The sequence below is a fragment of the Roseivivax sp. genome, assembly GCF_054552075.1.
In genome coordinates, this window is sequence record NZ_JBTOLZ010000007.1 from 23,261 (window position 1) to 49,587 (window position 26,327).

Consider the following 26,327-nt stretch of genomic DNA (forward strand, 5'->3'; position numbering starts at 1 on the left):
CTATTAGCGTATACAGGAGTTTCGGTCCATGCCATTGGCTTTCATCACGGGCGGCGCGCGGGGGCTGGGCCTTCGCATCGCGCAGGAGGCCGCGGCGCGCGGCTACGAGGTCGCGATCTTCGACATGGCCGCGCCCGAGGCGCCGGTCGATGCCTCCTGGCGCTGCCTGACCGGCGATGTGACCGATCCCGAGAGCGTCGCCCGCGCGCTCGAGGCGCTGGGCGCGGCGCCGGACCTCGTGGTGAACAACGCCGGCATCGTGCGCTTCGCCACGCTCCTGGAGACCTCGCCCGAGGACTTCGCCCGGACCATCGCGATCAATCTCAGCGGCGCCTACACGGTCGCCCGCCTGGCCGCGCCGGGGATGCTCGAACGCGGCTCGGGCCATATCGTCAACATCACCTCGACCGGCGGCATCGCCACCTCGCCGGGCACCAATGCCTATGCCGGGGCCAAGCGCGGGCTGGCGGCCATGACCGAGCTCATGGCGCAGGAATGGGGGCCCATGGGCCTGCGGATCAACGCGGTCGCGCCGGGGATGATCGACGGCGGCATGTCCTCGGGGATCTACATGAACGAAGAGGCCCGCGCCCGCCGCGCCGGTGCCGTGCCCACGCGCCGGCTGGGGCGCGAAGAGGATGTCGCCCACGCGGTGATGTGGCTCGACAGCGCCGAGGCCAGCTACGTCAACGGCCATGAACTGGTCGTCGACGGCGGGCTGACCAAGGCCACCATGTCGATGATCCCGCGCGACTAGAACTTCTGGAAGGCCTCGGGCACGCCCGCGGGCCAGACCGTGCCCCACATCCGCATGCCGCCATCGATGGTCAGCACCTCGCCGGTGATGAAATCGCCGCTCGGCGCGGAAAGGTAGACCACGCCCTCGGCCACGTCCCAGCTGTCGCCCATGCGGAACATCGGGTTCACGTTGTTGAAGCGCTGCGTGGCCTCTGGCGGATAGGCCGAGAGCCCCTCGGTGGCGATGGCGCCAGGGGCCACGCAGTTCACCCGGATGCCCAGCGGGCCCCATTCGGTCGCCACGGTGCGGCTGAGGTAGATTACCCCGGCGCGCGCCGCGCAGGTATGCGCCGCCTGCGGCATGCCGCGTTCCACATGCGCGACGTTGGAGACCACATGCCCCGGCTCGCCGCGGTCGCGCCAGCGCTGGGCCGCGCCCTGCATCATCCACCACGTGCCGTTGAGGTTCAGGTCGATCACCGATTTCCAGCCCTTGCGGGTGAAGTCGATGGCGCCCTGCGGATACTGCCCGCCGGCGTTGTTCACCAGCGTGTCGAGCCCGCCGAACTCCTCGAAGGTCTCGTCGAGCAGGGCGTCCACCTGGTCCTCGTCGCGGATCGACATGGGGCGGTAGTGGATCTCCGCGCCGATCAGCTCCTTTGCCTGGTCGCGGGTCTCCCGCAGAAGCTCCTCGCGGCGGCCGCAGATCATCACCTTCGCGCCGAGACGCGCGCAGAGAAAGGCCATGGCCTTGCCCATGCCCATGGAGCCGCCGGTGATCAGGAAGCGCTGCCCTTCCAGAAGATCGGGGGCGAAGATCGTTTTCTGGGTGGCAAGCTCCTGCGGCGAAAGCCCCCAATCGGGCTTCTGCGGGGTGGGGTCGGTCATGGGGTCCTCCCGAAGTCGGCGGCGCGCTTTTCGGCGTAGGCGGCGATTCCCTCGCGGCTGTCCTCCGAGCGCATGAGCCGGTCTGCATTGGCATGTCCGCGGTTGATCGCCGCGGGAAGCGGTTCGTTCTGCGCCTCGTTGAAAAGCGCCTTGGCGAATTGGATGGCATGCCAGGAATTGCCCAGCATGGCCTCGGCGAAGGCGAACGCCTCGTCGAGAACCCGGTCGGCGGGCACCACGCGGTTCACCACGCCCAGCTGTGCCAGCCGTTCGGAGGGCAGGAGCGTGCCGCAGGTCACCAGCTCCATGGCGATCTGCCGGGGAAGCTGTTGCGCCAACCGCTGCACGCCGCCGGTGAAGGCGACCATGCCGCGGGCGACCTCGGGCAGGCCGAAAAGCGCGCCCTCGCGGGCGATCAGGCAGTCGCAGGCCAGGGCGATCTCGAAGCCGCCGGCCACCGCCGCGCCGTTGATGGCGCCGATCACCGGCTTGGCGATCACCCGTTCGGTCACCCCGCAGAAGCCCGCGCCCGGCACCAGCCCGTGCCCGGCCCCCCGGGCCGCGGCTTCCTTCAGGTCCATGCCGGCGCAGAACGCCTTGTCGCCGGCGCCGGTCAGGACGATGGCGCCGACCTCGGGGTCGGCCTCGGCGGCGCGCAGGTGGCGGTCGACGAGATAGGAGCCCTCGGCGTCCATCGCGTTCGAGGCCCGCGGCCGGTTGAGCGTGATGAGGCAGATGGCCCCCCGCCGCTCGACGCGGACCGGGGGCTCTGCGCCGGGCGCGGCCATGGGGTCAGCCCTCGGCCGGCTCGGTGGTCTTGGCGGCCTCGGCAGGGGTGAAGGGGCTCACCCAGTCGCCCAGCCTGTCCGGCACCCGCAGCGCCTCGGGCACATCCGCGGCGCCGATGCATTTGTCGAGCTCGGCGTGCCAGTGGTAGATCCGGCGCTCCTGGTAGTTCAGCGGGAAGCCCCGTAGACCGGCGCTTTCCACCGACTTCTGGATCTTGTCGGCGAACTGCAGGTCCTCGTCGAGGATGTGCAGGAAGTTCTTCAGCCGCATGTCCCAGACCTCGGGGCGCGGGCCCTCGCCCCAGGAGGGGGCGAACCAATGCACCTCGATGGTCATCGTGTCGATCGAATCGGGCCAGAAGCACAGCACCGGGATGCCGGCGGGCGCGATCGGCGAGACGAAGTTCGGGAAGGCGAACATCGAGTAGTTGGTGCTTTCGAAGAAGGGATCGGCGTCCTCGACCTCGGGCAGGCCCTTCACGCCGGGATCTTTCCAGCCTTCGCGCTTGTAGGGGGTGACCATGCGGCTGTGGCCCTTGTCCCAGAGCGTGATCGCCGTGCCGCGATGGTCGAGGAAGCGGTCCACCGTGTTCTGGTGGATCGACTTCAGGTGATAGGTCTCCATGAAGGCATCCAGAAGGATCTTCACGTTGCAGTTCACCTGGATCGCCTGCTTGTCGACCAGGATCAGCGTCTCGGGCTTCACCTCGTCGAGGTCGCGCGCCGCGGGGCCAAGGTAGTCGCGCAGCGGCTCGGCCTCGGGGTCGAGGTTGACGAAATAGAGGTTGCCGATGTTCTCGCAGCGCACCTGGATCAGGCCGCGGCAGGACATGTCGAGGTCGACGAAATCGCGCCGGTCGCGCAGATTGATGAGCTCGCCGCGCGTGTTGTAGGTCCAGCCGTGGTACTTGCAGGTGACGCCGCGCGACTTGCCGTTTTCCTCGGTGACCACCGGCGCGCCGCGATGGCGGCAGGTGTTGTAGAAGCAGCGGACTTCCTGGTCCTCGCCGCGAATGAAGAAGAGCGGCTCGCCGAGGCGCGTCCACTGCACGTAGGAGCCGACCTCGGGCACCTCGTCGGCATGGATCGCGTAGACCCAGGTCTTGTGCCACATGCGCTCGATCTCGAGGCGGTTGAACTCGGGGTCGACGTAGCGGCCGCCGGGGATGTCGGGCAGCTTCGGGAAGCCCTCTGGCGGTCCGCCGCGCTTGGATTCGTAGGCTTGCTGGTCCTTGATGGACTGGACTTCACGGGGATCCATAGGCTCTCCTCCCTGCCTTGCGGGCGCACCCGGCCGGATTTCTTGTATTTTACTCATGCCTCTCGTATATGCAAACCTCAATTACCGTATTTTTGAGGGCAGGTCAGATGGGGCAGCGTTTCGGCAGGATCATGCAGATGGGCTATGTCGTGCCCGACCTCGACGCGGCGGTGGACCACTGGGTCAACGTGCTGGGCGTGGGGCCGTTTTTCGTCACGGGAACAGTGCCCTACGCCGAGGTCACCTTTCGCGGGGCGCCCTGCGACGCCGAGACCCGCGTGGCGATTTCCAGCCACGAGGGCCTGCAGATCGAGATCATCGAGCAGACCGGGGGCGGGGCTTCGACCTTCACCGAGTTCCTTGCGGCCACCGGCGGCGGGCTGCATCATGTCTGCGCGCTGACCGAGGACCTCGACGCCGCGCTCTCCGACTGGCGCGCCAAGGGGGTGGAGCCGGTGCAACATGGTGTCACCAAGGCAAAAATCCCCTTTGCCTACCTGGAGACCGACGACCAGCACCAGGGCCGGATCCTGGAGCTGGTGCAGCCCAGCCAGGGGCTTCTGCGGTTTTTCGACAAGATCGAGGAGACCGCGGCAGCCTGGGACGGCACGACCGCTCGCATCGAGTTGTGATTGTATGCGTTGACGGTTTTTTCTGGATACATTAATCCTGAAAGCCAGCAGAGGAGGACGCAATGCCGACGATTCACGCCACCGACCGCGACGGAACACAAAAGGTCATCGAGGCCGAAAACGGGCTCTCGCTGATGCTGAACCTGCGCGACAAGGGCGGGCTCGACATCGCGTCGATCTGCGGCGGCATGTGCTCCTGCGCGACCTGCCACGTCTATGTCGATCCCGACTGGCTGCCCAAGACCGGCGAGCAGTCGCCCGACGAGTTCGAACTGGTCGAGTTCTCCGACCACTACCAGGAAAACTCGCGCCTCTCCTGCCAGATCGAGATGTCCGGCGAGCTGGACGGCATCAAGGTCACCCTCGCCCCCGAGGAGTGACCCGGCGCGGCCCTCAGGCCCGCCCACCCTGGACGCAAAAAAGCCCCCGGTCGGGGGCTTTTTCGTCTCAAGGCCAGTGCCGGCGCGGCCCCGAGGCCGCGCGCCGCCTCAGGCCAGCATGTCCTTCAGCTTGAACTTCTGGATCTTCGAGGAGGACATCGGCCATTCGGTCACGAAATGCACCTCGCGCGGGACCTTGAAGCTCGAGATCTTGCCCTTGCAGTAGGCGATGATCTCCTCGGGCGCGATCTCGTTGCCCGGGACCAGTTCCACAAAGGCCACCGGCACCTCCTGCAGGCGCGGATCGGGCTTGCCGACCACCTGGCAGAGCTTCACCGCCGCATGGCCCGCGACCATGGCCTCGATCTCCTGCGCGGCGACGTTCTCGCCGCCGACCTTCAGCATGTCCTTCAGCCGCCCGTGGAACATCAGCGAGCCATTGGCGTCGAAGGCGCCCAGGTCGCCGGTGTGGAACCAGCCGTCGCGCTTGGCCTCGGCGGTCTTTTCGGGGTCCTTGTAGTATTCGGTGAAGACCGAGAAGCCGCGCACGCAGATCTCGCCGATCTCGTCGGGGCCGCAGGGGCCGGTCTCGGGGTGCAGAATCTTCACCTCGAGCCCGTCGAAGGGCTTGCCGAGGCGGCGGGTGCGTTCCTCGTAGCTGTCGGTCGGGAAGCTGGTGGTCACCGTGCCCGAGGTCTCGGTCATCCCGAATGTGCCGACCTGGATGGCATTGGGGATCTTCTCCTGCAGCGCCTTGGCGAAGCTCGGCGGCTGCATCGCCATGTTGGAGTTCATGATGCGGATCGAGGACAGGTCGCGGTCGTCGAAATCCGCATGGTAGATCATGTCACCGATGAAGGTGCCGAAGCTCGGATAGGTCACCGTGGCGCGTTCGGCCTCGATCATCTCGAGCGCCACGCCGGCGTCGAAATACTGCATCGAGAGATAGGTGGCGCCGACCGAATAGGCGGCGCAGAGCGGGAACATCGCCCCGATGTGATACATCGGCAGCGGCGACCAGAAGACGTCCTCGTCGGTCATGTCGTAGCGTTTGGCCATGGCCTGCCCGGTGCGGATCAGGCTTTCATGGGCGATCATGCAGCCCTTGGGCTGGGAGGTCGTGCCCGAAGTATAGAGCATCAGCGCCGTGTCGCGCACGCGCACGCGGTTGCGGATGGCGTGGATCTCTTCCTGCGGCACCTCGGTCGCGGCGCGGCGCAGCGCGGCCTCGGAGGTGAAGCCGCGCGCGCTGTCTTCGCCGGTCAGGAGGATGCGCTTCAGGCGCGGGGCCTCGGCCAGTTCCAGGGGCTGATCGGCGGGCGCCTCGGCGAGCGCCGGGAAGGCTTCGGTCAGCCGCGCGACGAAATCCACCGTCTCGGCGACCTTGCCCTGGGTGATCAGCGCGGTGAGATCGGCGTTCTCGACCACGAAGGACAGCTCCGAGCTGCGGTAGCGCGCGTTGATCGGCACCGAGACGGCGCCAAGGAGCGCGATGGCGAAAAAGCTCTCGACCGCCTCGATGCAGGAGGGCAGCAGCATGCCGACGTGATCGCCGGGCCCCACGCCCAGGGCCCGCAGGCCGCGCGCGCGCTGGATCGCCCGGGCCTCGAGCTCGCGGAAGCTCAGGCGTCGGTCGGGGAAGACGATGGCGTCTTTCTCGGGGAAGACCGAGGCCACCCTGAGCAGCAGGTCACCGACCGTGGTGATGGCCGTATACGCCTTGAAATCCAGCATGGTTGTTCCTCCCGTGGTCGCCATGATCAGCCCTCCCTGGCTTTTTGAGTATGAAAAACACTCGCTCCGTATACAAGAGCAATTCTCCAAAAGCCTCAGCCTGGCTTGGGTTTGGCGCGTGTTTATAGGGGGTCGGAGGGGGTCCGGCGTGCCGTGAACGCCACATTGCTGCGCCGCGGCGCGACAGAAATTCATTGATCAGTGTGTATATTTATGACCAACTCGCTAATACAAAGATGTGGGAATGGCATGGCCGTCAGCCCGATCCTAGCGAAAAGCGGACAGAGTGCACGGCTGTTTATAGGGAGGAAGACATGAAAATCCGGACACTTACGCTGACAGCCGCCAGTACATTGGCAATGACGCTCGCAGGGGCCTCTGCGCATGCGGAAGAGTACAAGGCCGTGATTCTGCAGTCCCTGACGGGCGGCGCGGCCTTCATCGGCAAGAACATCGCCGACGGCGCGGTGCTGGCCGCGGAAGAGCTGAACGAACAGGGCTTCTTCGGCGAGGGCAACTCGCTGGCCTTCGAGGTCGAGGACGACGCCACCGACCGCACGCAGACGCTGTCGCTGATCACCCGGCTCGCGGCCGATCCCGAGGTGCTCATGGTGGTCGGCCCGACCTCCGGCGCCGTGGCCATGGCCGGCGCCAACGTGGCCAACGAGCGCGAGTTCCCGATCATGACGACCACCAACACCATGGAGGTGCTCGAGAACGGCCCCTGGTCCTTCATCATGACCCAGCCGGGCAGCATCACCATGCCCTTCATCGCCGATTACACCGCCGAGACGCTGGGCGTTGAGACCTGCGCGATCATCGGTGTGAAAGACGTCGAATCCTACGTGGCGCTGCAGCGCAAATACGAGGAGCTGATCACCGAGGCCGGCGTCGAGATCGTCTCGAGCGACGGTGTTGCGGCGACCGACAGCGACTTCTCCGCGCTCGCCACCAAGATCGCCACCTCCGACCAGGACTGCGTCTTCGTCGGCACCCCGGCGGCGCAGGGAGCGAACATCATCCTGCAGCTCAAGCAGGCGGGCCTCGACCCCGACACCGCGATCCTCGGGCACAACGCCTTCGCCTCGCCGACCTTCATCGAAAAGGGCGGCGCCGCGGTCGAGGGCGTCTACCTGATCGGCGCCTGGGTGCCGGGCGGCGACACCGAGTTCGCCAGCGCCTTCGCCGAGAACTTCGAGGAGAAGATGGGCTTCCCTGCCGACGAATGGAACGCCATGGGCTACTCCGGCATGCAGGTGGTCGCCCATGCGATCCGCGACGCCGCCGAGGCCGGCAATGCCACCCGCGAGGGCGTGCGCGACGCGCTGGGCGAGCAGAAGGACGTCCCCGTCGTGGTCGGCACGCACACCTACAGCCTCAATGAAGAGCGCGTCCCCTACTTCGGGATGAAGGTTCTGCAGGTGAAAGACGGTGAGTTCACCGTCGCGCCGCAGTAATCCTTGAAAGGACGGCGCGGCGCCCCGGTGCCGCGCCTCACCGGAAAGACAGGGTAGAACCCTGCTCAATTGGTGGATGACATGCTTGCACAGCAAATCCTGAACGGTCTGGTCTCGGGGTCGGTCTACGCGCTCTTCTCGCTGGGCTTCACGCTGATCTTCGGAGTCCAGAAGCTTCTCAACTTCGCCCATGGCGCGACCTTCATGGCGGGCGCCTTCATCGCCTACTACTGCACGATCAGTGGGCTGCCTTTCGTCATGGCGATCGGTTTCTCGATGCTGGCGACGGGGATCATCTCGATCCTGGTCGACCTCATCGCCTTCCGCACGCTGCGCAAGCGCGGCAACGCCGAGTTCCCGGCGCTGGTCTCCTCGATCGGGGTCGACTTGATCCTGGTCTCGATCGCGCAGCAGGTGTCGAACACGCAGGTGCTGAACTTTCCCTTCGGCACCTTCCCGATCCAGTTCTACGACCTCTTCGGGCTGCGCATCTCGCTTCTGCAGATCGTCATCCTGGGCGTCGTCGCGGTGCTGGTCACGGCGCTGATCTTCTACCTCAAGAAGACCACCTTCGGCCGCCAGGTCCGGGCGGTGGCCACCAACGAGCGTGCCGCGGCGCTGCTCGGGGTCAATGCGCAAAGCGTCTACATCCAGACCTTCTTCATCGCCGGGGCCCTGGCGGGGCTTGCGGGGGTGCTGATCGGGCTGCTGTTCAACTCCATCCAGTTCCTGATGGGCGAGCCCTACATGCTGCGCGCCTTCGTGGTCGTGGTGATCGGCGGGCTCGGCAGCGTGCAGGGCGCCATCGTCGCCTCGCTGATGCTGGGCGTCGCGCAGTCGCTGACGGTCGCCTACCTGCCGTCGGGCCTGACCGACGCGATCATCTTCGGGCTTCTGTTCCTGGTGCTGCTCGTGCGGCCGAACGGGCTCTTCGGTGACATCAATGCCGTGGCCGGGGGGACGCGCCAATGATCCAGCTCTACTACGCCTATCAGCCGATCATCGACTTCTTCCTGCTGTCGGTGGGCTTCGGCTACAGCCAGCAGATCGCGCTGCGCGCCGGGGTCTTCTCGATCGCGACGGCCGGCTTCGCGGCGCTCGGCTCCTATTGCGTGGCGATCCTCGCGACGACCACCGGCGTGCCGATCTTCCTGACGGTGATCCTCGGGACCGCGCTGGCCGCGGTGATGGGCGGGCTTCTCGCCCTGCCGCTGGCCCGGCTGCGCGGCGCCTTCCAGGCCATCGCGACGCTGGCCTTCGTGCAGATCGTCCTGTCGCTCCTGCTCTATGGCGAGGGCTTCACCGGCGGCGCGCTCGGGATCGTCAACATCCCCCGCGAGGTGAACACCTGGATCCTGCTCCTGGTCACCGGCGCGACCATGTATGTGATCTGGAACATCGGCCGGTCGGGCATGGGGCGGGTCTTCAACGCCCTCCGCCAGGAGGAAAGCGTGGCCGCCTCGCTCGGGGTGAACATCGGCAAGTATCACATCCTTGCCTTTATCCTTTCGGGGGCGATCGGCGGGCTCTTCGGCGGGCTGCAGAGCCTCTATACCTTCCAGATCGAGCCGCATAACTACGGCTTCGCCTTCATCGTGAACACGCTGACCGTGGTGATCCTCGGCGGCCGGACAACGCTGCTCGGCCCGATCATGGGCGCGCTGATCATGGCGCTTCTGCCCGAGATCGCCCGCCCGCTGGCAGAGCACCGCCAGGCGGTGAACGGCGTGATCCTGATCCTCGTCATCACCTTCCTGCCCAACGGCGTCGGCGACGAGATCGTCTTCTGGTTCCGCCGCCGTCGCCAGGCGCGCCTACAGCGCAAGACCGCAGCCGCAAGGGAGGCCCGCGATGCCGTCACTTCGTCTTGACAATGTCGCCAAGCACTTCGGCGGGCTGAAGGCCGTCGACGGGATCACCATGGAGGTCAAGCCCGGCGAGATCACCGGGCTGATCGGCCCCAACGGCGCCGGCAAGTCGACCGTGGTGAACATGATCTCGGGGGTGCTGGCGCTGACCAAGGGCGACATCACCGTGGACGGGGTCAGCCTGGCCACCGACCGCGCCGATGTCGTCGCCCGCAAGGGTGTCGCCCGGACCTTCCAGAACATCCGCCTCCTGCCCGAGGCGACGGTGCTGGAAAACGTGCTGATCGGCTTTCACCGCCGCGAGGAAGCCTCGCTTCTGAGCCAGCTCCTGGGCCTGCCGCAGGCGCGGCGCGACACCCGGCGCTTCGAGGCCAAGGCCTGGGACCTGCTGCGTCGCTTCCGCATGGAGGAGTTCGCCGACTACGAGGCGGGCAACCTCGCCTACGGCCACCAGCGCCGGGTCGAGATGATGCGCGCCATAGCCGCCGAGCCGGATATCGTGCTGCTCGACGAGCCGGTCGCGGGCATGAACGACGTGGAGAGCGACGAGCTGGCCACGATCTTCCGCGAACTGGCCGAGAGCGGCATGGCGCTTCTGCTGATCGAGCACAACGTCGGCTTCGTGACCCGGCTCTGCCGGCAGGTCTACGTGCTCGACAGCGGGCGCATGATCGCCGCGGGCGATCCGGACAGCGTGACCCGCGATCCCGAGGTGGTCGCGGCCTATATCGGGACTTCGGGGCACTGACATGACCACATTGAAGATCAACGACCTGCATGTGTCCTACGGCGGCGTGAAGGCGCTGCGCGGGGTCTCGCTGCACATCGACGAAGGCGAGATGGTGGCCCTGATCGGCTCCAACGGGGCCGGGAAATCGACGCTGCTGAACGCCCTGTCGAACGTCGTCAAACGCCAGAGCGGCGAGATCGTCTTCGAGGGGCGCGAGACCCGGGGCATGTCGCCCTACGCGGTGTCGCGGGCGGGGCTCCTGCATGTGCCCGAGGGCCGGCAGGTGCTGGCCGACATGAGCGTCTACGAGAACCTCCAGGTCGGGCTCATCGCCCGCGGCAAGCGCGAGACGCTCTACACGCTCGACCATGTCTACGAGCTGTTCCCGGTCCTGCAGGAGCGGCGTGACCAGATCGCCGGCACGCTGTCGGGCGGGCAGCAGCAGATGCTCGCCATCGGCCGGGCGCTGATGGGCGGGCCGCACCTGCTGCTGCTCGACGAGCCCTCGCTCGGGCTCTCGCCCCTGATCACCGACCAGGTCTTCGCCGCGCTCAAGCAGCTCAACGCCGAGGGGCTCACCGTGCTGCTGGTGGAGCAGAACGCCCACCGCGCGCTCGAGGCGACCAGCCGGGCCTATGTGCTCGACCGGGGGCAGATCTCCTTTGAAGGGGCCAGCGCCGAGCTTGCGGGCAACAAGGCCGTGATCGACAGCTACCTCGGCGCCTGAGCGATGTTTCCGCTTGCGCTTCACCAGCTTTGCCTGCGCGACACCGGGCCGCTCGATCTGCCGGGCATCGCGCGGGGGGCGGGGCTCGACCGGGTGTCGGTCTTCGTCACCCCGCCGGCGCCGAACCTGGACATCTTCCCGCGGCTGACCGCGCAGGACCTGGCCGCCTTCCGCACCACCTGCGCCGCCCATGCGGTGACGGTGCACAACATCGAGGTCTTCTCGATCACGCCCGAAACCGAGGTCGCGGATCTCGCCCCGGCGCTCGACCTCGGGGCCGAGATCGGCGCGCAGCGGCTGACGGCCCTGGTGCAGGACCCCGAGGCCGGTCGCGCGGGCGCCCGGCTGGCCGAACTGGCCGATGCCGCCGTCGCGCGCGGCATGGCCGTCAGCCTGGAGTTCATGAAGTTCTCCCAGTGCCGCTCGATTAGCGCGGGAGAAGAGCTTTTGCGCGCCATCGGCCACGGGAATCTCAGCCTGCTGGTCGACCCGCTGCATCTATTCCGCACCGGCGGCACGGTGGCCGACTTGGCCGCGACCGATCCCGCGTTGATCGGGGCCGCGCAGCTCTGCGACGGGCCGCTCACCGCGCCCGAGAGCCCCTTTGCCGAGGCGGTCGAGGACCGCGGGTTGCCGGGCGAGGGGGCCTTCCCGCTCGCCGCCTTCCTTGCGGCGCTGCCGCCGGGGGTGCCGCTCGACCTCGAGGTGCCGATGCAGCGGCTCGCCCGCGCCGGGCTCTCGCCCGGAGAGCGGGCCGAGCGGCTGGTCGCGGCCTCCCGGGCCGTGCTCGAGGCCGCCGCCCCCGCCGGGGCCTGAGCCCCGCGCCCCCTTTCCCGTCACATCCTTTCCGAATGGACCAGCCATGACCCGAACAGCCTATATCGCCGGCTATACCCGCACGCCCTTCACCTTTGCCCGCAAGGGCGCGCTGGCGGGCACGCGGCCCGATCACCTGGGCGCCGCGGCGATCCGGGGCCTGCTGGCCCAGACCGGCCTCGCCCCCGACGCGGTCGAGGACGTGGTCTGGGGCTGCGCCTTCCCCGAGGGCGAGCAGGGGCTGAACATCGGCCGCGTGACCGGCCTTCTGGCCGGGCTGCCCGAGACCGTCGCCGGGGCCACGGTGAACCGCTGGTGCGGCTCCTCGATCCAGGCGGTGCAGATGGCGGCGGGCATGCTGATGATGAACGCCGGCGACTGTTTCATCGCCGGCGGCGCGGAAAGCATGTCGCGGGTGCCGATGATGGGCTTCAACGTGCTGCCGCCGCCGGAATGGGACGCCGAGGCGGTGTCGGATTTCGTCAATGTCGGGCTGACCGCCGAACGTGTGGCGCGGGACTATGGCGTCGACCGCGCCGCGCAGGACGCCTTTGCCTATGCCTCGCAGCAGAAGGCGCTGGCCGCCCAGGCCGATGGCCGGCTCGCGGCCGAGATCACCACCGTCGAGACTGCGGCGGGGCCGCTCGACCGGGACGGCTGCCCGCGCCAGACCACGCCCGAGAAGCTGGCCGACCTGGCGCCGGCCTTCCTCGAGGGCGGCAGCGTGACGGCGGGCTCCTCCTCGCCGATGACCGACGGGGCGACGGCGCTGATCGTCTGCACCGAGGAGGTCCTCGAGCGCCACGGCCTCACGCCCCTGGCGCGGATCGCGGGCTTCGGCGTCTCGGGCTGCGCGCCGGGCATCATGGGCATGGGCCCGGTGGAAAGCTCGAAGAAGGCGCTGTCCCGCGCCGGGCTGGGCATCGCGGACATCGACATCGTGGAGATGAACGAGGCTTTCGCCGCCCAGGCCGAGGCCTGCCGCCGGGCGCTCGAGATCCCCGAGGAAAAACTCAACATCGACGGCGGCGCGATTGCGCTCGGCCACCCGCTGGGCGCCACCGGCGGACGGCTGGTCGGCAAGGCCGCGCAGCTTCTCAAGCGCGAGGGCGGGCGGCACGCGCTGGCCACGCAATGCATCGGCGGCGGCATGGGCATCGCCATGGTTCTGGAGGCAGCATGAGGACGGACTTGAAAGCGGCATTCGGCAGCCAGGACACCGGCGTCCGGCGGGCGGCGGTGATCGGCGCGGGCTCCATGGGTGGCGGCATCGCGGCGCAGTTCGCCAATGCCGGGATCCCGGTCGACCTTCTCGACATTCCCGGCTCCGACAGCCGCAACGGCCCCGCCGAGGCCGGCATCGCGCGCCAACTCAAGAGCGGCGGCTTCATGGCCCCCGAGGCGGCGGCGCTGGTGCGCCCCGGGAACGTCGAGGACGACCTGCCGCGGCTCGCCGAGGCCGATTGGATTGTCGAGGCGATCATCGAGGATTTCGATCTGAAGCGCGATCTCTACCGCCAGATCGAGGCGCATCGGAAGCCGGGCAGCACGGTCTCGTCCAACACCTCGACGCTCCTGCGTCGAGACCTCGTGGCGGGTCTGCCCGAGAGCTTCGCCCGGGACTACGTGATCAGCCATTTCTTCAACCCGCCCCGGCAGATGCAGCTTCTCGAGGTGGTCGCGGGCGCGGATACGGCCAAGGAGAGCGCGACCCGGGCCTGGCGCGCGGGGCGCGGGCTCTTGGGCAAGACGGTGGTGGAATGCCGCGACACGCCGGGTTTCATCGCCAATCGCATCGGCTGCTACTGGATCGCCATGGCGGTGCTCGAGGCGGCGGAGCAGGGCCTGAGCGTCGAAGAGGCCGATGCGGTGATCGCCGCTTTCGGCGTGCCGCGCACCGGGGTTTTCGGCCTTCTGGACCTGATCGGCATCGACCTCATCCCGCTGGTCTGGGGCAGCCTGATCCGCTCCTTGCCCACGGGCGACGGGGCGCATGCCTATGACCTGGCGGGCTCCGAGCTTTCGGCGAAGATGCAGGCGGCGGGGCGCTTCGGGCGCAAGTCCGGCGCAGGGTTCTACCGCAAGGCCGAGGACGGCAGCCGCGAGGCGCTGGACTTGGCGAGCTTCGACTATCGTCCGCGCCGCGAGGTGGCGGATCTTCCGGGCGGCGGCCGCGATCTCGCCGCGCTGATCGCCGCGGGCGGGCCGCTGGGCGATTACGCCTGGTCGGTGCTGCGCAACCTCGCCCTCTACACCGCCTCGGTCGCGGGCGAGATCGCCCATGACCTGCCCGCCGTGGATACCGCCGTGGCGCTGGGCTACGGCTGGCGCGAGGGGCCGTTCCGGCAGATCGACCGGGTCGGCGCCGGTGAGGTGGTCGCGCGGCTCCGGGCCGAAGGCCGCGCGGTGCCGGAGCTTCTGGAGGGCGCGGCCCAAGCGGGCGACTTCTACGACGGCGCCGCGCCGCGCATCGATCTGTCGGGCGCGCCGCTGACCGGGGAGGACACCCCGGGCGCTGCCGCCGAGGTCGCGCCGCGCATCCTGGCCGAGACCCCGGGCGGGCGGCTCGAGGATGGCGGCGAAGGGCTCGGGATCCTGCGCATCACCACCAAGATGGGCACCTTCGCGCCCGAGGTCTTCGACCTCTTCGAGGCGGTGCTGGCGCGCGGCGACCTCAAGGCGCTGGTCATCGCGCCGGGCTCGCCCCGGGCGCTCTCGGCGGGGGCGGATCTGTCGCGGTTCCTGGAACTGGCCGAGACGCCGGAGCGTCTCGAGGCTTTCCTCGCGCGCGGCCAGTCGGTCTTTTCCGCGCTGCGCCGGGCGCCCTTCCCGGTGGTCGCCGCGGTGCGCGGGCTGGCGCTGGGCGGCGGCTGCGAGGTGACGCTGCACGCCGACCGCGTGGTCGCCCATGCCGAGGCCCGGATCGGCCTGCCCGAGACGCAGCTTGGCATCCTGCCGGGCTGGGGCGGCTGCACGCGGTTGTTTGCGCGCTTCGCCACGCCCGGCAGTGGTCTGCAGGGGCCCGGCGCGCTGGCGGCCCGGCTGGTCGAGACACTGCTGCCCGGGCCCGTCGCCCGGTCGGCGGCCGAGGCGCGGGGCCTCGGGCTCCTGCGCGAGGCGGACGAGATCGTCATGCATGCCGATGACGTCGAGCCCGCCGCCTGCGCCATCGCGCGGGCTCTGGCGCGCGACTACAGCGCGCCGGAGGAGGAGCTTTTCACCCTTGCCGGGCCGTCGGGCCTCGCCGGGGCCCTGGCCAGCGCGCGGGCCGCGCGGCAGGCGGGCCGGATCGAGCCGGCGGCGCTGCGCGTGGTCGAGGACCTGGCCGAGGTGGTGACCGGCGGTCCCGAAGGCGACCCGTCGCGGCCGCTCTCCGAGGCGGAGATGCACGCGCTCGAACGCGCGGCGGTGCTGCGCATGGCCGCCCGGCCCGAGACCCGCGCGGCGATGCAGGCCACGTTGAAGCGCTAAGAAATGCACCGGTCCCGCGGAGGGCGGGGCCGGTGGCTGGGCGTTGGAGACCGTCGGAGACGGGGGCTTGCTGCTGCCGTCGCGAGACTTGCTTGTGGTCCGAGGCTTGGCCGGGAGCGGTCCGCGGTCACCCCGGCACCAGCAAGCCCGCCCTCAGACCAGCTTCTCCACCTCTTCGCGCAGGATCTTGCCGCTGACCGACCGGGGCAGCGCGTCCATCTCGACGAAATGCACGTCCTTCGGGCGCTTGTAGCCCGCGAGCTCCGCGCGGCAGAGCGCCAGCACCTCCTCGGCCTCGAGCGGTGCGGCGCGGGCGACCACGGCGACCGGCACCTCGCCCCAGCGCGCATCCGCCCGGCGCACCACGATGGCATCGGCGACGCGCGGATCGGAGAGCAGCACCCGCTCGATCTCGGCGGGGTAGATGTTCTCGCCACCGGACTTGATCAGGTATTTCGACCGCCCGGCGAAGAGATAGCCCTCTGAAGTCTTGCGGAACATGTCGCCCATGCGGAACCAGCCCCCGGCAAAGTCCTTTGCGGTGACCTCGGGGTTGTTCCAATAGCCCGAAAAGAGCGCGGGCCCCCGCACCCAGGCCTCGCCCGGGTCGCCCTCGGGCACCTCGCGGCCCTCACCGTCGCAGAGCCGCAGCTCGACCAGGCTCGAGAGCCGCTTGGGAAAGCGCGTCGCGCGCGTGCCGGGCGGGATCACCGCGCCCGACAAGGGGCCCATGCCGGTCTCGGTGGCGCCGAAACTGTCGAGATAGGGCGCGCCGATCAGGGTGGTGATCTCGGCGATGACCTCCGAGGGCACAAGGTCGGCCATGCAGCCCACCGCGCGCACGCCCTGGATCGCGGGCTTCCGCGCCTTCAGCTCGGCGATCAGCGGCTCGATGGTCGCGGGCACCAGCAGCAGCCAGCCCACCGCGAAGCGTTCGAGCGCGTCGAGGATCGCGCCCGCGTCGAAGCCGTCCACCACGTAGCCCGGCGCGCCGGACATCAGGCTCGAGACCAGGTGCTCGGTGCCGCCGATGTGGAACATCGGGGCCCAGGCGACATAGCCGTCGCCGGGCAGGATGCCGAGGTCGAGCCGCAGCGTGCTCATCCGCGCGATCTGCGCGCGATGGCTGATCACCGCCGCCTTGGGCCGCCCGGTGGTGCCCGAGGTGTAGATGATGAAGAGCCCGTCTTCGGCCTCGGCGGCGACCTCGGTCTCGCCGGGGGCGGAAAGCTCGGCGAAACCCGCGACGGGGCAGGGCCCGGCCACCGCCGCCGCCATCTCGGCGTGGCGCTGCGAGGCGACGATCAGGCCGGGGCCGACCAGCTCCATGCAGTAGCGCAGCTCTGGCTCGGTCAGGCGGGTGTTCTGGCAGGCGGTGATCAGGCCCAGCTTGGCGCCCGCGAGCTCCAGCACGGTGTAGTCGATCGAGTTCTCCGACAGGACCGCGACCCGGTCGCCGCGCCGGAGCCCGCGCTGGGCGAGGGCCGCGGCGCAGCGGTCCACCCGGTCGATCAGCTGGGCGTAGCTCAGCTCGGTCGTCCCGTCGGTCAGCGCAAGCGCCCCGGGCCGTTCGCGGGCGCGCATCGCCACGAGCGGATAGACGGTCATCTGGGCGGCCCGGGCGGTGTCGGTCATTCCTGGTCTCCGAAGCGGAAGGTGGCGGTGAGAAGCGGCGCCTCCTCGCCCGCGCGATAAAGCGCGGCGCTGTCGCCGTCGCGGCGCGCGCAGAGGTGATCGCCCTCTCGGACATTGCCGAGAAACCGCGCCTCGACCTCGCGGAGCGTGCTTTCGCTCTCGCCGTCGAGAAGGGCGTTCATCAGCACGGCGAGGTTCGCCGGGCCTGGGTTGATGCGCAGGGGGCCAAGCCCCGCGGCTTCGGCGGCTTCGCGCGACAGGTGGATCTCGTTGTCGTCGTTCAGAAGCGCGCACCATTGCGCCATGTCACCGCCCGAGACCGGGCCGAAGCGGAAGCTGGGGGCGTCGGTCATTGGGCCTCCGGTGCGGGAAAGACGATGTGCAGCGCGATCTCCGAGGCGGGGGTGCCGTCTTCGGTCAGCGCCACGGCGAGATGCAGGTGATCGGCGGCGCCATAGGCCTGGCTGGGCCGCCGCTCGAGCCCGGCCACTTTGGCCTCGACGGTGTACTCCCGGTCGATCTGGAGCGGCGCATGCAGCGTGATCCGGCAGCCCGCCAGCACCGGGCCCGCGGCGAAGTCCAACCCGAGGCTCTCGCTCAGCTCCTTGATCGGCTGCGGCAGCCCGCCGAGGGCGCCGAGGAAGGCGAAGATCGGATGCGCCCCTGCGCCCTGCCGGGCCTGCGCGCCCGACATCCGCCGCACCGCGTCGTCCGCCTGCCGGGTGAGGCGGTAGCGGCTTTGACGGATGGGCGGATGCGCGGCGGGGGCAGGCATGAGGTCAGGCGCCGGGTCCGAGGGCCGTGCTGGCAGAGCAGGGGCGTAGGGGCATGAGGCGAGACCTTCCGTGGCGCGTGGCGCGCGGCCTAGAAGCCGCGCGGTAGGGGTGTGACGCGCGGGTGAGAGGTGATGGGTGGGGTGATCATTGTGTGAATAGAGGTATCTGTCAATATGCAGATGAGGCGCATGTGTATGCAGAGGGGCAAGCCTGTGTGCGCTTGCCGGGCCTTTCGGCCGCCCGTGGCAGGAGCAAATGCACGCGCATAGCGTGGCATGGGGGGCTTTCGGAACAGCGGCGGTCTAACGGGTGGGCTCTGCGCGCCGCCTGCGGGGATGATGCAGCTGGTATCCGACCCGCTCTCGCGGACGCCGCTGGATCAAAATGAGCCGTTCTGGATACACAAGAGTGTCGCGCCCAAACCTTGCCGCGTTGCGGCGCAAACGGCGGGCGGCAGGGCAATCGCCAGCACTGCTTGGGTATCTCCCTCCCGGCCGCTCATGCCACGCCACCCAACCCCGACAAAGCCCTTTGACCACATCCCGGATTTCGCATACAAAATACTACCCGCGCTCCGCCTCGGGCCGTCCATCCGGCGGCGCGGCGGCACGCTTTCTTGCGCCGTCCCGGGCGCGCTTTCAGCACGGATCCGCGCCCCATGACAGCCGCTGCCCAGCCGAAGATGAACGCCACCGAGCAGGCCTACCAGATCATCCGCCGCGACATCCTGACCGGCAAGCTCGAAGAGGGCGAGCGGCTGACCGAGACGCGGCTCTCCGAGGACCTCGGCCTCAGCCGGACGCCGATCCGCGAGGCCATCGGGCGACTCATCCTCGAGGGCTTCATCGACCGGCAGAGCGGCTATACCACCCGGGTCGCTTATTTCCCCGAGGACGAGGCCGAACAGGTCTACGAGATCCGCCGCCTCGTCGAATGCTACTCGGTCCAGCGCGCCGCGCGGCTCGCGACCGAGGAGGACCTGGCCGAGCTGCGCCGCATTCACGCGGTCATGCAGGCCAACACGCCGCCGCGCGACGACAGCGCCTACCAGGTGCTGGTCACCGCCAACGAGGAGTTTCACCGCACCATCGTCAATGCCGCGCGCTCGCCGCGGCTGACGGCGCTGATGACGACGGTGCTGGATGTCAGCATGGTGGTGCGCACCTATTCGATGTTCTCCGAACACGACCTGCGGCGCAGCCTGCATCACCACGCCGAGATCATCGACGCCATCGAGGCGCGCTCGCCGGAATGGGCCTCGAGCGTCATGTCGGCGCATCTGCTGGCCGGGGCCTCGCGGGTGGCGACGCATATTCAAAGCTCGCAACAGGCGAAGGACGGGGCGTGAGCCCGCCCTTCGAGGAGATCGCGGCGCGCGCCACCCGCTGGGGCTTCTGCGAGGCGCCCGAGGTCTCGCTGCCCTTGGATGCGGCCAAGGCGCCGGGGGCGGGGCCCTTGGCGGGTCTGACCCTCGGGGTGAAATCCAACTTCCGGGTCGCGGGCCAGGCCTGGACGGCGGGCATCGGGGCGCGCGCGGGCGAGCTGGCCAAGGCGGACGCGCCGCTGGTGGCCCGGCTGCGCGGCGCGGGGGCGCGCATCCTGTCGCGGCTTTCCATGGACGAAGGCGCGCTGGGGGCCGCCTGCGACAACCCGCATTTCACCCGCTGCGAGAACCCGGTCTGGCCGGGGCATTCGCCGGGCGGCTCCTCGGGGGGCTCGGCGGCGGCCTTGGCGGCGGGGGCGGTGGACCTCGCGCTTGGCAGCGACACCATGGGTTCGGTGCGCATCCCGGCAGCCTATTGCGGGGTCTTCGGGCTGAAGTTCGGCGCGGGGGCGGTGGCCGATGCCGGGCTCTTCCCGCTGGCGCCGAGCCTCGATGCGCCGGGGATCTTCGCGCGGGATGCGGGCGGGCTGAACGCGCTGCTGGATGTGCTTTTGCCTGACGACAACTCGCCGAACCCCCTCGGCTGGTGCGCGCCGGAGGCGGCGCAGCTGGCGGGCTGCACGCCCGAGGTCCGGGCGTTCTATGACGCCTGCCACGATGCGCTCGGCGCCTTTCTCGGCCCGCCCGATCCGCTGCCGCCCATGGACTTCGCCGAGCTGCGCGGCACCGCCTTCCTGCTGACCGAGATCGAGGCGGCACAAAGCCTCGGCGGCGTGCCCGGCCTCAGCCCGGGACTGCGCAAGCTCATCGATTACGGCGCGGCGATCCCGGAGGACAAGGCCCGCGCGATCCGTCCGTCGATCGCGCAGACCGCATCCGCCGTGCAATCCGCCCTCGATGGCCCGCGCGTCGCACTTCTGCCCACGGTGGCGGAGCCCGCCTTCCCGCTCGGGGGCCGCCCGCCGCGCGGGCAGGCGGATTTCACCGTGATGGCCAATGTCGCGGGCTGCCCGGCGCTGGCGCTGCCCGCGCCAGGGGCGCATCCGCCGGTCTCGGCGCAGCTTGTCGGGCCGAAAGGCAGCGAGCGCCTTCTGGTGACGCTCGCCGAGGACATCCTCGCGCGGCTCTGAGCCGCGCTCAGCCGCCCGCCTGCCGGGCTGCGCCGGGGGCGAAAAGCTCGGCGCATTCCTCCCGCAGCACGTTCTTCTGCACCTTGCCCATGGTGTTGCGGGGCAGGGCCTCGCGCATGACGTAGCGCTTCGGGCGCTTGTAGTTGGCGAGCCGCCCCGAGACCTCCTCGGCGATCCCGTCGAGGTCGGGGCCCGCGCCCTCGGCCACCAGCACCGCCACGACGCCCTCGCCGAAATCCGCATGCGGCACGCCGATCACCGCGCTTTCGCGCACGCCCGGCAGGTCGTCGAGCAGCTGTTCGACCTCCTTGGGATAGACGTTGTAGCCGCCCGAGATGATCAGGTCCTTCTCGCGACCGACGATGGTCACATAACCCTCGGCGTCGATCCGGCCGAGGTCGCCGGTGATGAAGAAGCCGTTCTCGCGCAGCTCCTCGGCGGTCTTTTCCGGCATCTGCCAGTAGCCCTTGAAGACATTGGGCCCGCGCACCTCGATCATGCCGGTCTCGCCGGCGGGAAGCGGGGTGCCCTCCTCGCCCATGATGCGGATCTCCACGCCCTCGAGCGGGAAGCCCACGGTTCCCGCGCGACGGTCGCCGTCATAGGGGTTCGAGGTGTTCATGCCGGTCTCGGTCATGCCGTAGCGTTCGAGGATGGCGTGGCCGGTGCGTTCGCGGAAACGGTCGTGGGTCTCGGCCAGAAGCGGCGCGCTGCCCGAGGTGAAGAGCCGCATGTGCCCGGCGCGGTCGCGGTCGAACTCGGGAGCGTCGAGAAGCCGGGTGTAGAAGGTCGGCACGCCCATCATCGAGGTGGCGCGCGGCAGCGCCTCGAGCACCGCGTCCGTGGAGAAGCCGGGCAGCCAGATCATCGATCCGCCGGCGTTCATCAGCACGTTGCAGGCCACGAAGAGCCCATGCGCGTGGAAGATCGGCAGGGCGTGCAGCAGCACGTCCGCATCGGTGAAGCGCCAGGTGCGGGTCAGCGTCTCGGCGTTGGAGGCGAGGTTGCCATGGGTCAGCATGGCGCCTTTCGAGCGTCCGGTGGTGCCGGAGGTGTAGAGGAAGCAGGCCAGGTCCTCGGGCGTGCAGGGGGTCACCTCGGTGACGGGGTCCGCCTCGGCGACCCGCGCAGCGAAGCTGCCCTGCTCCTCGGCGTCGAGCGTCAGGAGAAGCGCGCCCGCGGCCTCGGTGATCGGGCGCAGCGCGGCCTCGGCGGAGGGATCGGTGACGACGATCTTGGGCGCCGCGTCGCCGACGAAATAGCCGATCTCGTCGGGCGTATAGGCGGTGTTGAGCGGCAGGAAGATCACGCCCGATTGCAGGCAGGCGAGGTAGAGCGCCAGCGCCTCGGGGGACTTCGGGCATTGCATCGCCAGACGGTCGCCCTTTTCCAGCCCTTCGGCGCTGAGCATCCCGGCGATGCGGGCGGCGCGCTTGGCCATGTCGGCGTAGGACAGCACCTGCCCGCCCGGCAGATGCAAAAGCGGCGCCGGGCTGTCGGCGCGGCCTCCGATCAGCATGTCGTAGAGCGGATTTGTCATCTCGTCGTCTCCTGCAATGTCACGCCGCCGCGTGAAGCCTGACCGTCATCGCCGTGGTGCCATCCGGGCGCCGCGCCCAAAGCTCGGTCCCCTCGCTGCTGTCGCGCCCCTCGAGCGTGAAGGGCGCGGTGACGAAAAGCGGGGCCATGGCGCGGATCTCGATCGCCGAGAGCGCCCGGCCCTCCAGCCGTTCGAGGCCCAGCCCGATGAGCAGCGTCGCGGTCAGCGGACCATGCACCACCAGCCCCGGGTAGCCCTCGGTGCCGCGGGTGTAATCGGCGTCGTAATGGATGCGGTGGCCGTAGAAGATCAAGGCCGAGTAGCGAAAGAGCAGCACCGGGTCGGGGTGGATCTCGCGGGTGAAATCGGCGTCCTCGGGCGCGGGCTTGCCCGGGGGCGGGGGTGCGTCCGGGTCCGGCGCGGCGCGGTAGACGATGTTCTGCGTCTCGCGCAGCCGGTGTTCGCCCGCGACGCTGAAGTCGTGGTCGACGGTGACGAAGCAGAGCCGCCCCGAGCGGCCGGTCTTCTCTTCGACGCTGCGGATGGTCGAGAGCTTCTGCACCCTCTCGCCCAGCCGCAGGGGTTTGTCGATCTCGACCCGCCCGCCGGCCCACATCCGCCGTGGCAGCCCGAAGTCGGGGATGAAGCGCCCGAGCTTCTCGTGGCCGTCGGGGCCCAGCTCCGAAGCGCGGATCTGGGGGTTGAAATAGAGGTAATGCCAGAAGGGCGGCAGCGGATCGCCCTCGTCCAGCGTGGCCTCCTGGTCGAGCGTGAGCTGCATGAGCCGCGCCTGGCGCAAATCGAGGCTGTCCTCGGCGCGCTCGCTGCGGCCGACGGCCTCCTGCAGGGCCTTGTCCCGGGTGGCGGTGTTCATGTCATCGGCCCTCGAACCGGGGTTTGCGCTTCTCGGCGAAGGCGCGCTGTCCTTCCTGGTAGTCGGCGCTGTCGAAACAGGCGCGCACCAGCGCCTCGACCCGTTCGGGGTCGCGGGCGCCCTCGGGGCGCGCTAGCTCGAGGAGCGCCGCCTTGACCGCGCGGATGGTCAGCGGCGCATTGGCGGCGAGCCGGTCGATATAGGCGGCGCATTCGGCCTCGAACTGGTCCACGGGGTAAAGGAAATCCGCGATGCCCGCCGCGCGGGCCTCCTCGGCGTCGAGCCGGCGGCCGGTGAAAAGCAGATCGGCGGTCCGCGCGTGGCCCAGCCGCGACAGGAGCGAGGCGACGCCCTCGTAACCGTAGCCCAGGCCCAGCTTCGCGGGCGTGATGGCGAAACGCGCATCCGAGGCGGCGAGCCGCAGGTCGCAGCGCATGGCGATGCCGAGCCCGCCGCCGATGCAATAGCCGCGGATCAGCGCGAGGACCGGCACCGGCATGACCTCGACCGCGCGCTCGGCCCGGGCGACGGCGGCGTTGTAGCGCGCCGCCCCCGCGGCATCGCTGCGGGTCTCGCCGAACTCGGAGATGTCGGCGCCCGCGACGAAGGCCCGGTCGCCCGCGCCCTCCAGAACCAGGACGCGCAGGTCCGGGTCCGTGGCAAGCTCGTCGCAGATCTCGGCCAGCGCCTCCCACATGGCGAGCCGCATGGCGTTCATCTTCTCGGGCGCGTTGAAGACGATGCGGGCCACGCCGCCCGCGCGGCGCAGCAGGATGCGGCCCTCGGCAAAGGGCGTCTCGCGCGTCACGTCCCCGTCCATTGGCCGCCTCCGTCGATGTCCACCACGGTGCCGTTCAGATAGCCCGCGCGCGGCGACAGAAGCATGACCGCCAGGGCGGCGACCTCCTCGGGGTCGGCGGGGCGGCCATAGGGGAAACGGTCCGGGTCGACCATCTCGCGCCAGCGGGCCACGTCCCCCAGCTCGGCCTGGGCCTTGCGTTTCATGAAGTCGGTCATCCGGTCGGTCAGCGTCGGCGAGGGGTTGATGCCGAAGACCCGCAGCCCCGCGCCCTGCGCCTCGGCCCCGAGCGCCTGGGTGAAGGCGATGAGCGCCGCATTGGCCGCCGAGCCCGAGATATAGGCCGGCCGGTTCGCCCGGCCCGCCATGCCGATGATGTTCAGCATCGCGCCCGAGCCCCGCGCCGCCATCTGGGGCAGGAGCTGCTGGCAGAGATGGATATAGCCGAAGACCTTGAGCTCCCAGTCCTGCCGCCAGTCCTCGATCGACAGATCGCCCAGCCGCCCGGCGCGGATGGCGCCGGCGTTGTTGATCAGGATGTCCGGCAGTTCGACCGCCTCGAGCAGCGCCGCCCGGCCCGCGTCGCTGCCGAGATCGGCGGGCAGCACCGAAACCCGCGCGGGGTCCTCGGGGGCCAGCGCCGCCTGCGCCTCGGCGAGCCGCTCCGCGTCGCGGGCGACCAGCGTGACCCGCGCCCCCTCGGCCAGGAGCGCCGCGGCGATGGCCCGCCCGATGCCCTTGGAGCCGCCGGTGATCAGCGCGTGCCGTCCAGAAAGCCCAAGGTCCATCAGCCGTCCCCGTCGATGTAATACTGGATCTCGAAGAAGCTGCAGCCTGCCTCCGAGGTGAAGGGCCCGTGTTCGGTGCCGGGCGGGCGGCAGGCATAGGCAGGCGCCTCGAAGGCGGTGCCGCCCTTGCCGTCCGCGTCGCAGCCGGTGACCAGCACGCCCGAGAGCAGATAGACCTCTTCCCAGTAGTCATGCACGAAGACCGCGGGCGCCACGGCGCCGGGCTGGAAGCGGATCAGCCGGGTGCGGACGCCGGTCTTGGCCTCTTCGTCCAGCGCGCCCGAAAGCATCTTCATCTCGACCCCCGGCGCGCCGCCGGGCACCGGCTCCCAGCCGGTCTCCTCGGTCAGGGCGTGGAAGGGCACGGCGGGTTTCAGGGTCATGGCACGGGCTCCGGTTCGGGTGTGACGGCGCGGGTCAGCGCGCGGTGCAAGGCAAGAAGGTCGGACGCCTCGGGCAGGGCGGTCACCGCCTCGGCCAGGGCGCGGGCGGCGGGCGGCGGCACCCGGCCATGCGCGGCGTTGAGGTGGAACTTCTCCAGAAGATCCGCCTCGGACATCGGGTTCTCCGGGTCGCCCCAGGCGGCGGGGCATTCCGCGCTGCGCTCGGGGCCCGAGGACCGCGCGACGGTAACCCTGGCGCCATAGGCCTCCGGGAAGGCGGCGTCATGGGCGGGGTCCTGTTCCAGCCGCACGCGGGCGCGCAGCGCGGCGATGGCGGGATCGGTCAGCGCGGCGCCTTCGAAATCGGCGACGCCGGGCCGCCCGCGCAGGAGCGTCACCGCCACCGCGTGCTGCAGGCTGAAGCGCGCGGCATCGCCGGTCCGGGGCTCGGGCGCGTCGCAGAAGTCGATCGCCGCGCCATAGGTGGCGACGCGGATCTCCGCGGCCTCGGTCACGCCGTCCTCGCGCAGCGCCAGCGCCGCAGAGATCGCGGGATGGGTGTGGCGGCAGGCCGGGAAGGGCTTGTAGCTCATCTCGGTGATCGCCCAGGGGCCCGGCGCGGTTAGCGGCGCGGGATCGGCGCCGGGGTAGTGGCTCGCGAAAAAGCCCATGCGCCCGGTCAGGATCGCCCGCGGCCCCCGGAAGCCCGCCGCGCCCAGCTCGGCCGAGAAGACCCCGGCGCGGGCGGCATGGGCGGTGGCGAGCTGCTTGGAAAAGCTGGGCTCCAGCCGGCACTGCCAGATCCCGGCGGCCTGCATGCCCGCCTGTCCGAGCGCGTCGGCGGTTGCCTCGGCGTCGAGCCCGCGCAGCCGCGCGGCCGTGAGCGTGGCGCCGAAGACCCCGCAGGTGCCCGAGTTGTAGAAGGGGGTATAGCCGCCCGAAGCCGCGACCCGCCCGATCCGGGTGGCGATCTCGTAGCCCGCGACCAGCGCATCGAGAAGATCCGCGCCCGGGGTCTTGCGGCGCAGGCCCAGGGCCAGGGCGGCCGCGCAGATCGTGTCGCCGGGATGCAGGATCGAGGCGCGGTGCAGATCGTCCATCTCGAGCACATTGCCGAGCGCCCCCAGCGCCAGCACCGCGGTCTGTGCATCCGAGCGCAGGGGCGCGAAGGCCATGCCCAGAAGATCGCCGCCCTCGACCCCCAGTGCCGCCGCCAGCGCGCGCGCCTGCGGCGCGCCGCGCGCGGCCAGGATGCAGCCCAGCCAGTCGAGCAGGCAGAGCCGCGCCGCGGCCCGGGCCGGAGCGTCCGGCGCGGCGCTGGAAAGCGCGATCAGGGCCGATTCGGTGGAGGCGGGGTTATGGGTCATTTCGCATACAAAATCCGCTATACACCCTCAGGATTGCCCCGATTCTGCGTGCAGATCAAGCGCCATGAGCCTGCATATAACGCTGGAATCGCATGTTCTTGGGCGGGCCTCACATATTTCGCAATGCTTTTCAGCAGCTTGCAGGAATCTTCATTCTGCAT

At 69.7% G+C, this 26,327-nt stretch carries 26 protein-coding genes; 13 read left to right on the forward strand and 13 right to left on the reverse strand.

The window, feature by feature from the left end:
* The first annotated feature begins 28 nt into the window (after positions 1-28).
* A complete protein-coding gene (locus tag ACX938_RS07440; protein WP_459430584.1) occupies positions 29-757 on the forward strand; it encodes an SDR family NAD(P)-dependent oxidoreductase in 729 nt (242 codons plus the stop codon).
* Here ACX938_RS07440 and ACX938_RS07445 read toward each other — a convergent pair.
* The 3 genes from ACX938_RS07445 to ACX938_RS07455 are packed head-to-tail and all read right to left on the reverse strand — an operon-like array spanning position 754 to position 3,675.
* Positions 754-1,626, reverse strand: coding sequence for an SDR family oxidoreductase (locus ACX938_RS07445; protein ID WP_459430585.1), 873 nt, complete (start codon positions 1,624-1,626; stop codon positions 754-756). The two genes, ACX938_RS07440 and ACX938_RS07445, sit on opposite strands and share 4 nt — an antisense overlap.
* Positions 1,623-2,414: an enoyl-CoA hydratase-related protein gene (locus ACX938_RS07450; protein ID WP_459430586.1), complete on the reverse strand. Its 792-nt coding sequence runs from the start codon at positions 2,412-2,414 to the stop codon at positions 1,623-1,625. Before ACX938_RS07450 ends, ACX938_RS07445 begins: the two co-directional genes overlap by 4 nt.
* Positions 2,415-2,418: 4 nt before the next feature.
* Entirely contained in the window at positions 2,419-3,675 is a 1,257-nt protein-coding gene (locus ACX938_RS07455) for an aromatic ring-hydroxylating oxygenase subunit alpha (RefSeq protein ID WP_459430587.1), read from the reverse strand.
* Positions 3,676-3,782: 107 nt separating this feature from the next.
* Here ACX938_RS07455 and ACX938_RS07460 point away from each other — a divergent pair, with 107 nt between their 5' ends.
* Positions 3,783-4,307: a VOC family protein gene (locus ACX938_RS07460; protein WP_459430588.1), complete on the forward strand. Its 525-nt coding sequence runs from the start codon at positions 3,783-3,785 to the stop codon at positions 4,305-4,307.
* 62 nt (positions 4,308-4,369) lie between these two features.
* Entirely contained in the window at positions 4,370-4,687 is a 318-nt protein-coding gene (locus ACX938_RS07465) for a 2Fe-2S iron-sulfur cluster-binding protein (protein WP_232754348.1), read from the forward strand.
* A gap of 108 nt (positions 4,688-4,795) precedes the next feature.
* On the opposite strand, the gene ACX938_RS07470 is transcribed toward ACX938_RS07465, so the two are convergent.
* A complete protein-coding gene (locus tag ACX938_RS07470; protein WP_459430589.1) occupies positions 4,796-6,445 on the reverse strand; it encodes a class I adenylate-forming enzyme family protein in 1,650 nt (549 codons plus the stop codon).
* A 290-nt stretch (positions 6,446-6,735) separates the two neighbouring features.
* Between ACX938_RS07470 and ACX938_RS07475 the strand changes: the two genes are divergently transcribed.
* From ACX938_RS07475 to ACX938_RS07510, 8 genes are all read left to right on the forward strand, one after another.
* Positions 6,736-7,878: an ABC transporter substrate-binding protein gene (locus ACX938_RS07475; RefSeq protein ID WP_459430590.1), complete on the forward strand. Its 1,143-nt coding sequence runs from the start codon at positions 6,736-6,738 to the stop codon at positions 7,876-7,878.
* Between the two features lie 81 nt (positions 7,879-7,959).
* The gene (locus ACX938_RS07480) at positions 7,960-8,850 is read left to right on the forward strand and encodes a branched-chain amino acid ABC transporter permease (protein ID WP_232754345.1); all 891 of its coding nucleotides are present in this window, start codon (positions 7,960-7,962) and stop codon (positions 8,848-8,850) included.
* Positions 8,847-9,749, forward strand: a complete 903-nt coding sequence (locus ACX938_RS07485; RefSeq protein ID WP_232754344.1) for a branched-chain amino acid ABC transporter permease — start codon at positions 8,847-8,849, stop codon at positions 9,747-9,749. Before ACX938_RS07480 ends, ACX938_RS07485 begins: the two co-directional genes overlap by 4 nt.
* Positions 9,730-10,494 (forward strand): ABC transporter ATP-binding protein, encoded by a 765-nt coding sequence (locus ACX938_RS07490; RefSeq protein WP_459430591.1) that lies wholly within the window; start codon positions 9,730-9,732, stop codon positions 10,492-10,494. Before ACX938_RS07485 ends, ACX938_RS07490 begins: the two co-directional genes overlap by 20 nt.
* 1 nt (position 10,495) lies before the next feature.
* Complete coding sequence (locus tag ACX938_RS07495; protein WP_459430592.1) at positions 10,496-11,203, forward strand: ABC transporter ATP-binding protein; 708 nt, start codon at positions 10,496-10,498, stop codon at positions 11,201-11,203.
* Between the two features lie 3 nt (positions 11,204-11,206).
* Positions 11,207-12,019, forward strand: a complete 813-nt coding sequence (locus ACX938_RS07500) for a sugar phosphate isomerase/epimerase family protein (protein WP_459430593.1) — start codon at positions 11,207-11,209, stop codon at positions 12,017-12,019.
* Between the two features lie 46 nt (positions 12,020-12,065).
* The gene (locus ACX938_RS07505) at positions 12,066-13,202 is read left to right on the forward strand and encodes a thiolase family protein (RefSeq protein ID WP_459430594.1); all 1,137 of its coding nucleotides are present in this window, start codon (positions 12,066-12,068) and stop codon (positions 13,200-13,202) included.
* Positions 13,203-13,210: 8 nt separating this feature from the next.
* Positions 13,211-15,490: a 3-hydroxyacyl-CoA dehydrogenase/enoyl-CoA hydratase family protein gene (locus tag ACX938_RS07510; protein ID WP_459430595.1), complete on the forward strand. Its 2,280-nt coding sequence runs from the start codon at positions 13,211-13,213 to the stop codon at positions 15,488-15,490.
* A 153-nt stretch (positions 15,491-15,643) separates the two neighbouring features.
* Here the strand turns inward: ACX938_RS07510 and ACX938_RS07515 are convergent, their stop codons facing one another.
* Genes ACX938_RS07515 through ACX938_RS07525 form a run of 3 tightly spaced genes read right to left on the reverse strand, consistent with a single transcriptional unit; the run spans position 15,644 to position 17,900 of the window.
* The gene (locus ACX938_RS07515) at positions 15,644-17,125 is read right to left on the reverse strand and encodes a class I adenylate-forming enzyme family protein (protein ID WP_459430596.1); all 1,482 of its coding nucleotides are present in this window, start codon (positions 17,123-17,125) and stop codon (positions 15,644-15,646) included.
* Positions 17,122-17,478 (reverse strand): hypothetical protein, encoded by a 357-nt coding sequence (locus tag ACX938_RS07520; RefSeq protein WP_459430597.1) that lies wholly within the window; start codon positions 17,476-17,478, stop codon positions 17,122-17,124. The genes ACX938_RS07515 and ACX938_RS07520 overlap by 4 nt, the downstream gene beginning before the upstream one ends.
* Positions 17,475-17,900, reverse strand: a complete 426-nt coding sequence (locus ACX938_RS07525; RefSeq protein ID WP_459430598.1) for a hypothetical protein — start codon at positions 17,898-17,900, stop codon at positions 17,475-17,477. The genes ACX938_RS07520 and ACX938_RS07525 overlap by 4 nt, the downstream gene beginning before the upstream one ends.
* Before the next feature lie 659 nt (positions 17,901-18,559).
* Here ACX938_RS07525 and ACX938_RS07530 point away from each other — a divergent pair.
* Together ACX938_RS07530 and ACX938_RS07535 are read left to right on the forward strand one after the other, a co-directional pair.
* Positions 18,560-19,249 carry a GntR family transcriptional regulator gene (locus ACX938_RS07530; RefSeq protein ID WP_232754335.1) on the forward strand — a complete coding sequence of 230 codons (690 nt, stop codon included), beginning with the start codon at positions 18,560-18,562 and terminating at the stop codon, positions 19,247-19,249.
* A complete protein-coding gene (locus ACX938_RS07535; RefSeq protein WP_459430599.1) occupies positions 19,246-20,415 on the forward strand; it encodes an amidase family protein in 1,170 nt (389 codons plus the stop codon). The genes ACX938_RS07530 and ACX938_RS07535 overlap by 4 nt, the downstream gene beginning before the upstream one ends.
* Positions 20,416-20,422: 7 nt before the next feature.
* Here the strand turns inward: ACX938_RS07535 and ACX938_RS07540 are convergent, their stop codons facing one another.
* From ACX938_RS07540 to ACX938_RS07565, 6 genes are read right to left on the reverse strand one after another with little or no spacing between them, the layout of a single operon-like run.
* Positions 20,423-21,955: a malonate--CoA ligase gene (locus tag ACX938_RS07540; protein ID WP_459430600.1), complete on the reverse strand. Its 1,533-nt coding sequence runs from the start codon at positions 21,953-21,955 to the stop codon at positions 20,423-20,425.
* Positions 21,956-21,974: 19 nt separating this feature from the next.
* Positions 21,975-22,829 (reverse strand): HTD2 family dehydratase, encoded by an 855-nt coding sequence (locus tag ACX938_RS07545; RefSeq protein ID WP_459430601.1) that lies wholly within the window; start codon positions 22,827-22,829, stop codon positions 21,975-21,977.
* 1 nt (position 22,830) lies between these two features.
* The gene (locus ACX938_RS07550; RefSeq protein WP_459430602.1) at positions 22,831-23,649 is read right to left on the reverse strand and encodes an enoyl-CoA hydratase; all 819 of its coding nucleotides are present in this window, start codon (positions 23,647-23,649) and stop codon (positions 22,831-22,833) included.
* Positions 23,634-24,416, reverse strand: a complete 783-nt coding sequence (locus ACX938_RS07555; protein WP_459430603.1) for a short-chain dehydrogenase/reductase — start codon at positions 24,414-24,416, stop codon at positions 23,634-23,636. Before ACX938_RS07555 ends, ACX938_RS07550 begins: the two co-directional genes overlap by 16 nt.
* On the reverse strand, positions 24,416-24,799 hold the full coding sequence (locus ACX938_RS07560; RefSeq protein ID WP_459430604.1) for a cupin domain-containing protein: 384 nt from the start codon (positions 24,797-24,799) through the stop codon (positions 24,416-24,418). The genes ACX938_RS07555 and ACX938_RS07560 overlap by 1 nt, the downstream gene beginning before the upstream one ends.
* Positions 24,796-26,166 carry an MmgE/PrpD family protein gene (locus tag ACX938_RS07565; protein WP_459430605.1) on the reverse strand — a complete coding sequence of 457 codons (1,371 nt, stop codon included), beginning with the start codon at positions 26,164-26,166 and terminating at the stop codon, positions 24,796-24,798. Before ACX938_RS07565 ends, ACX938_RS07560 begins: the two co-directional genes overlap by 4 nt.
* Positions 26,167-26,327: the final 161 nt, after the last annotated feature.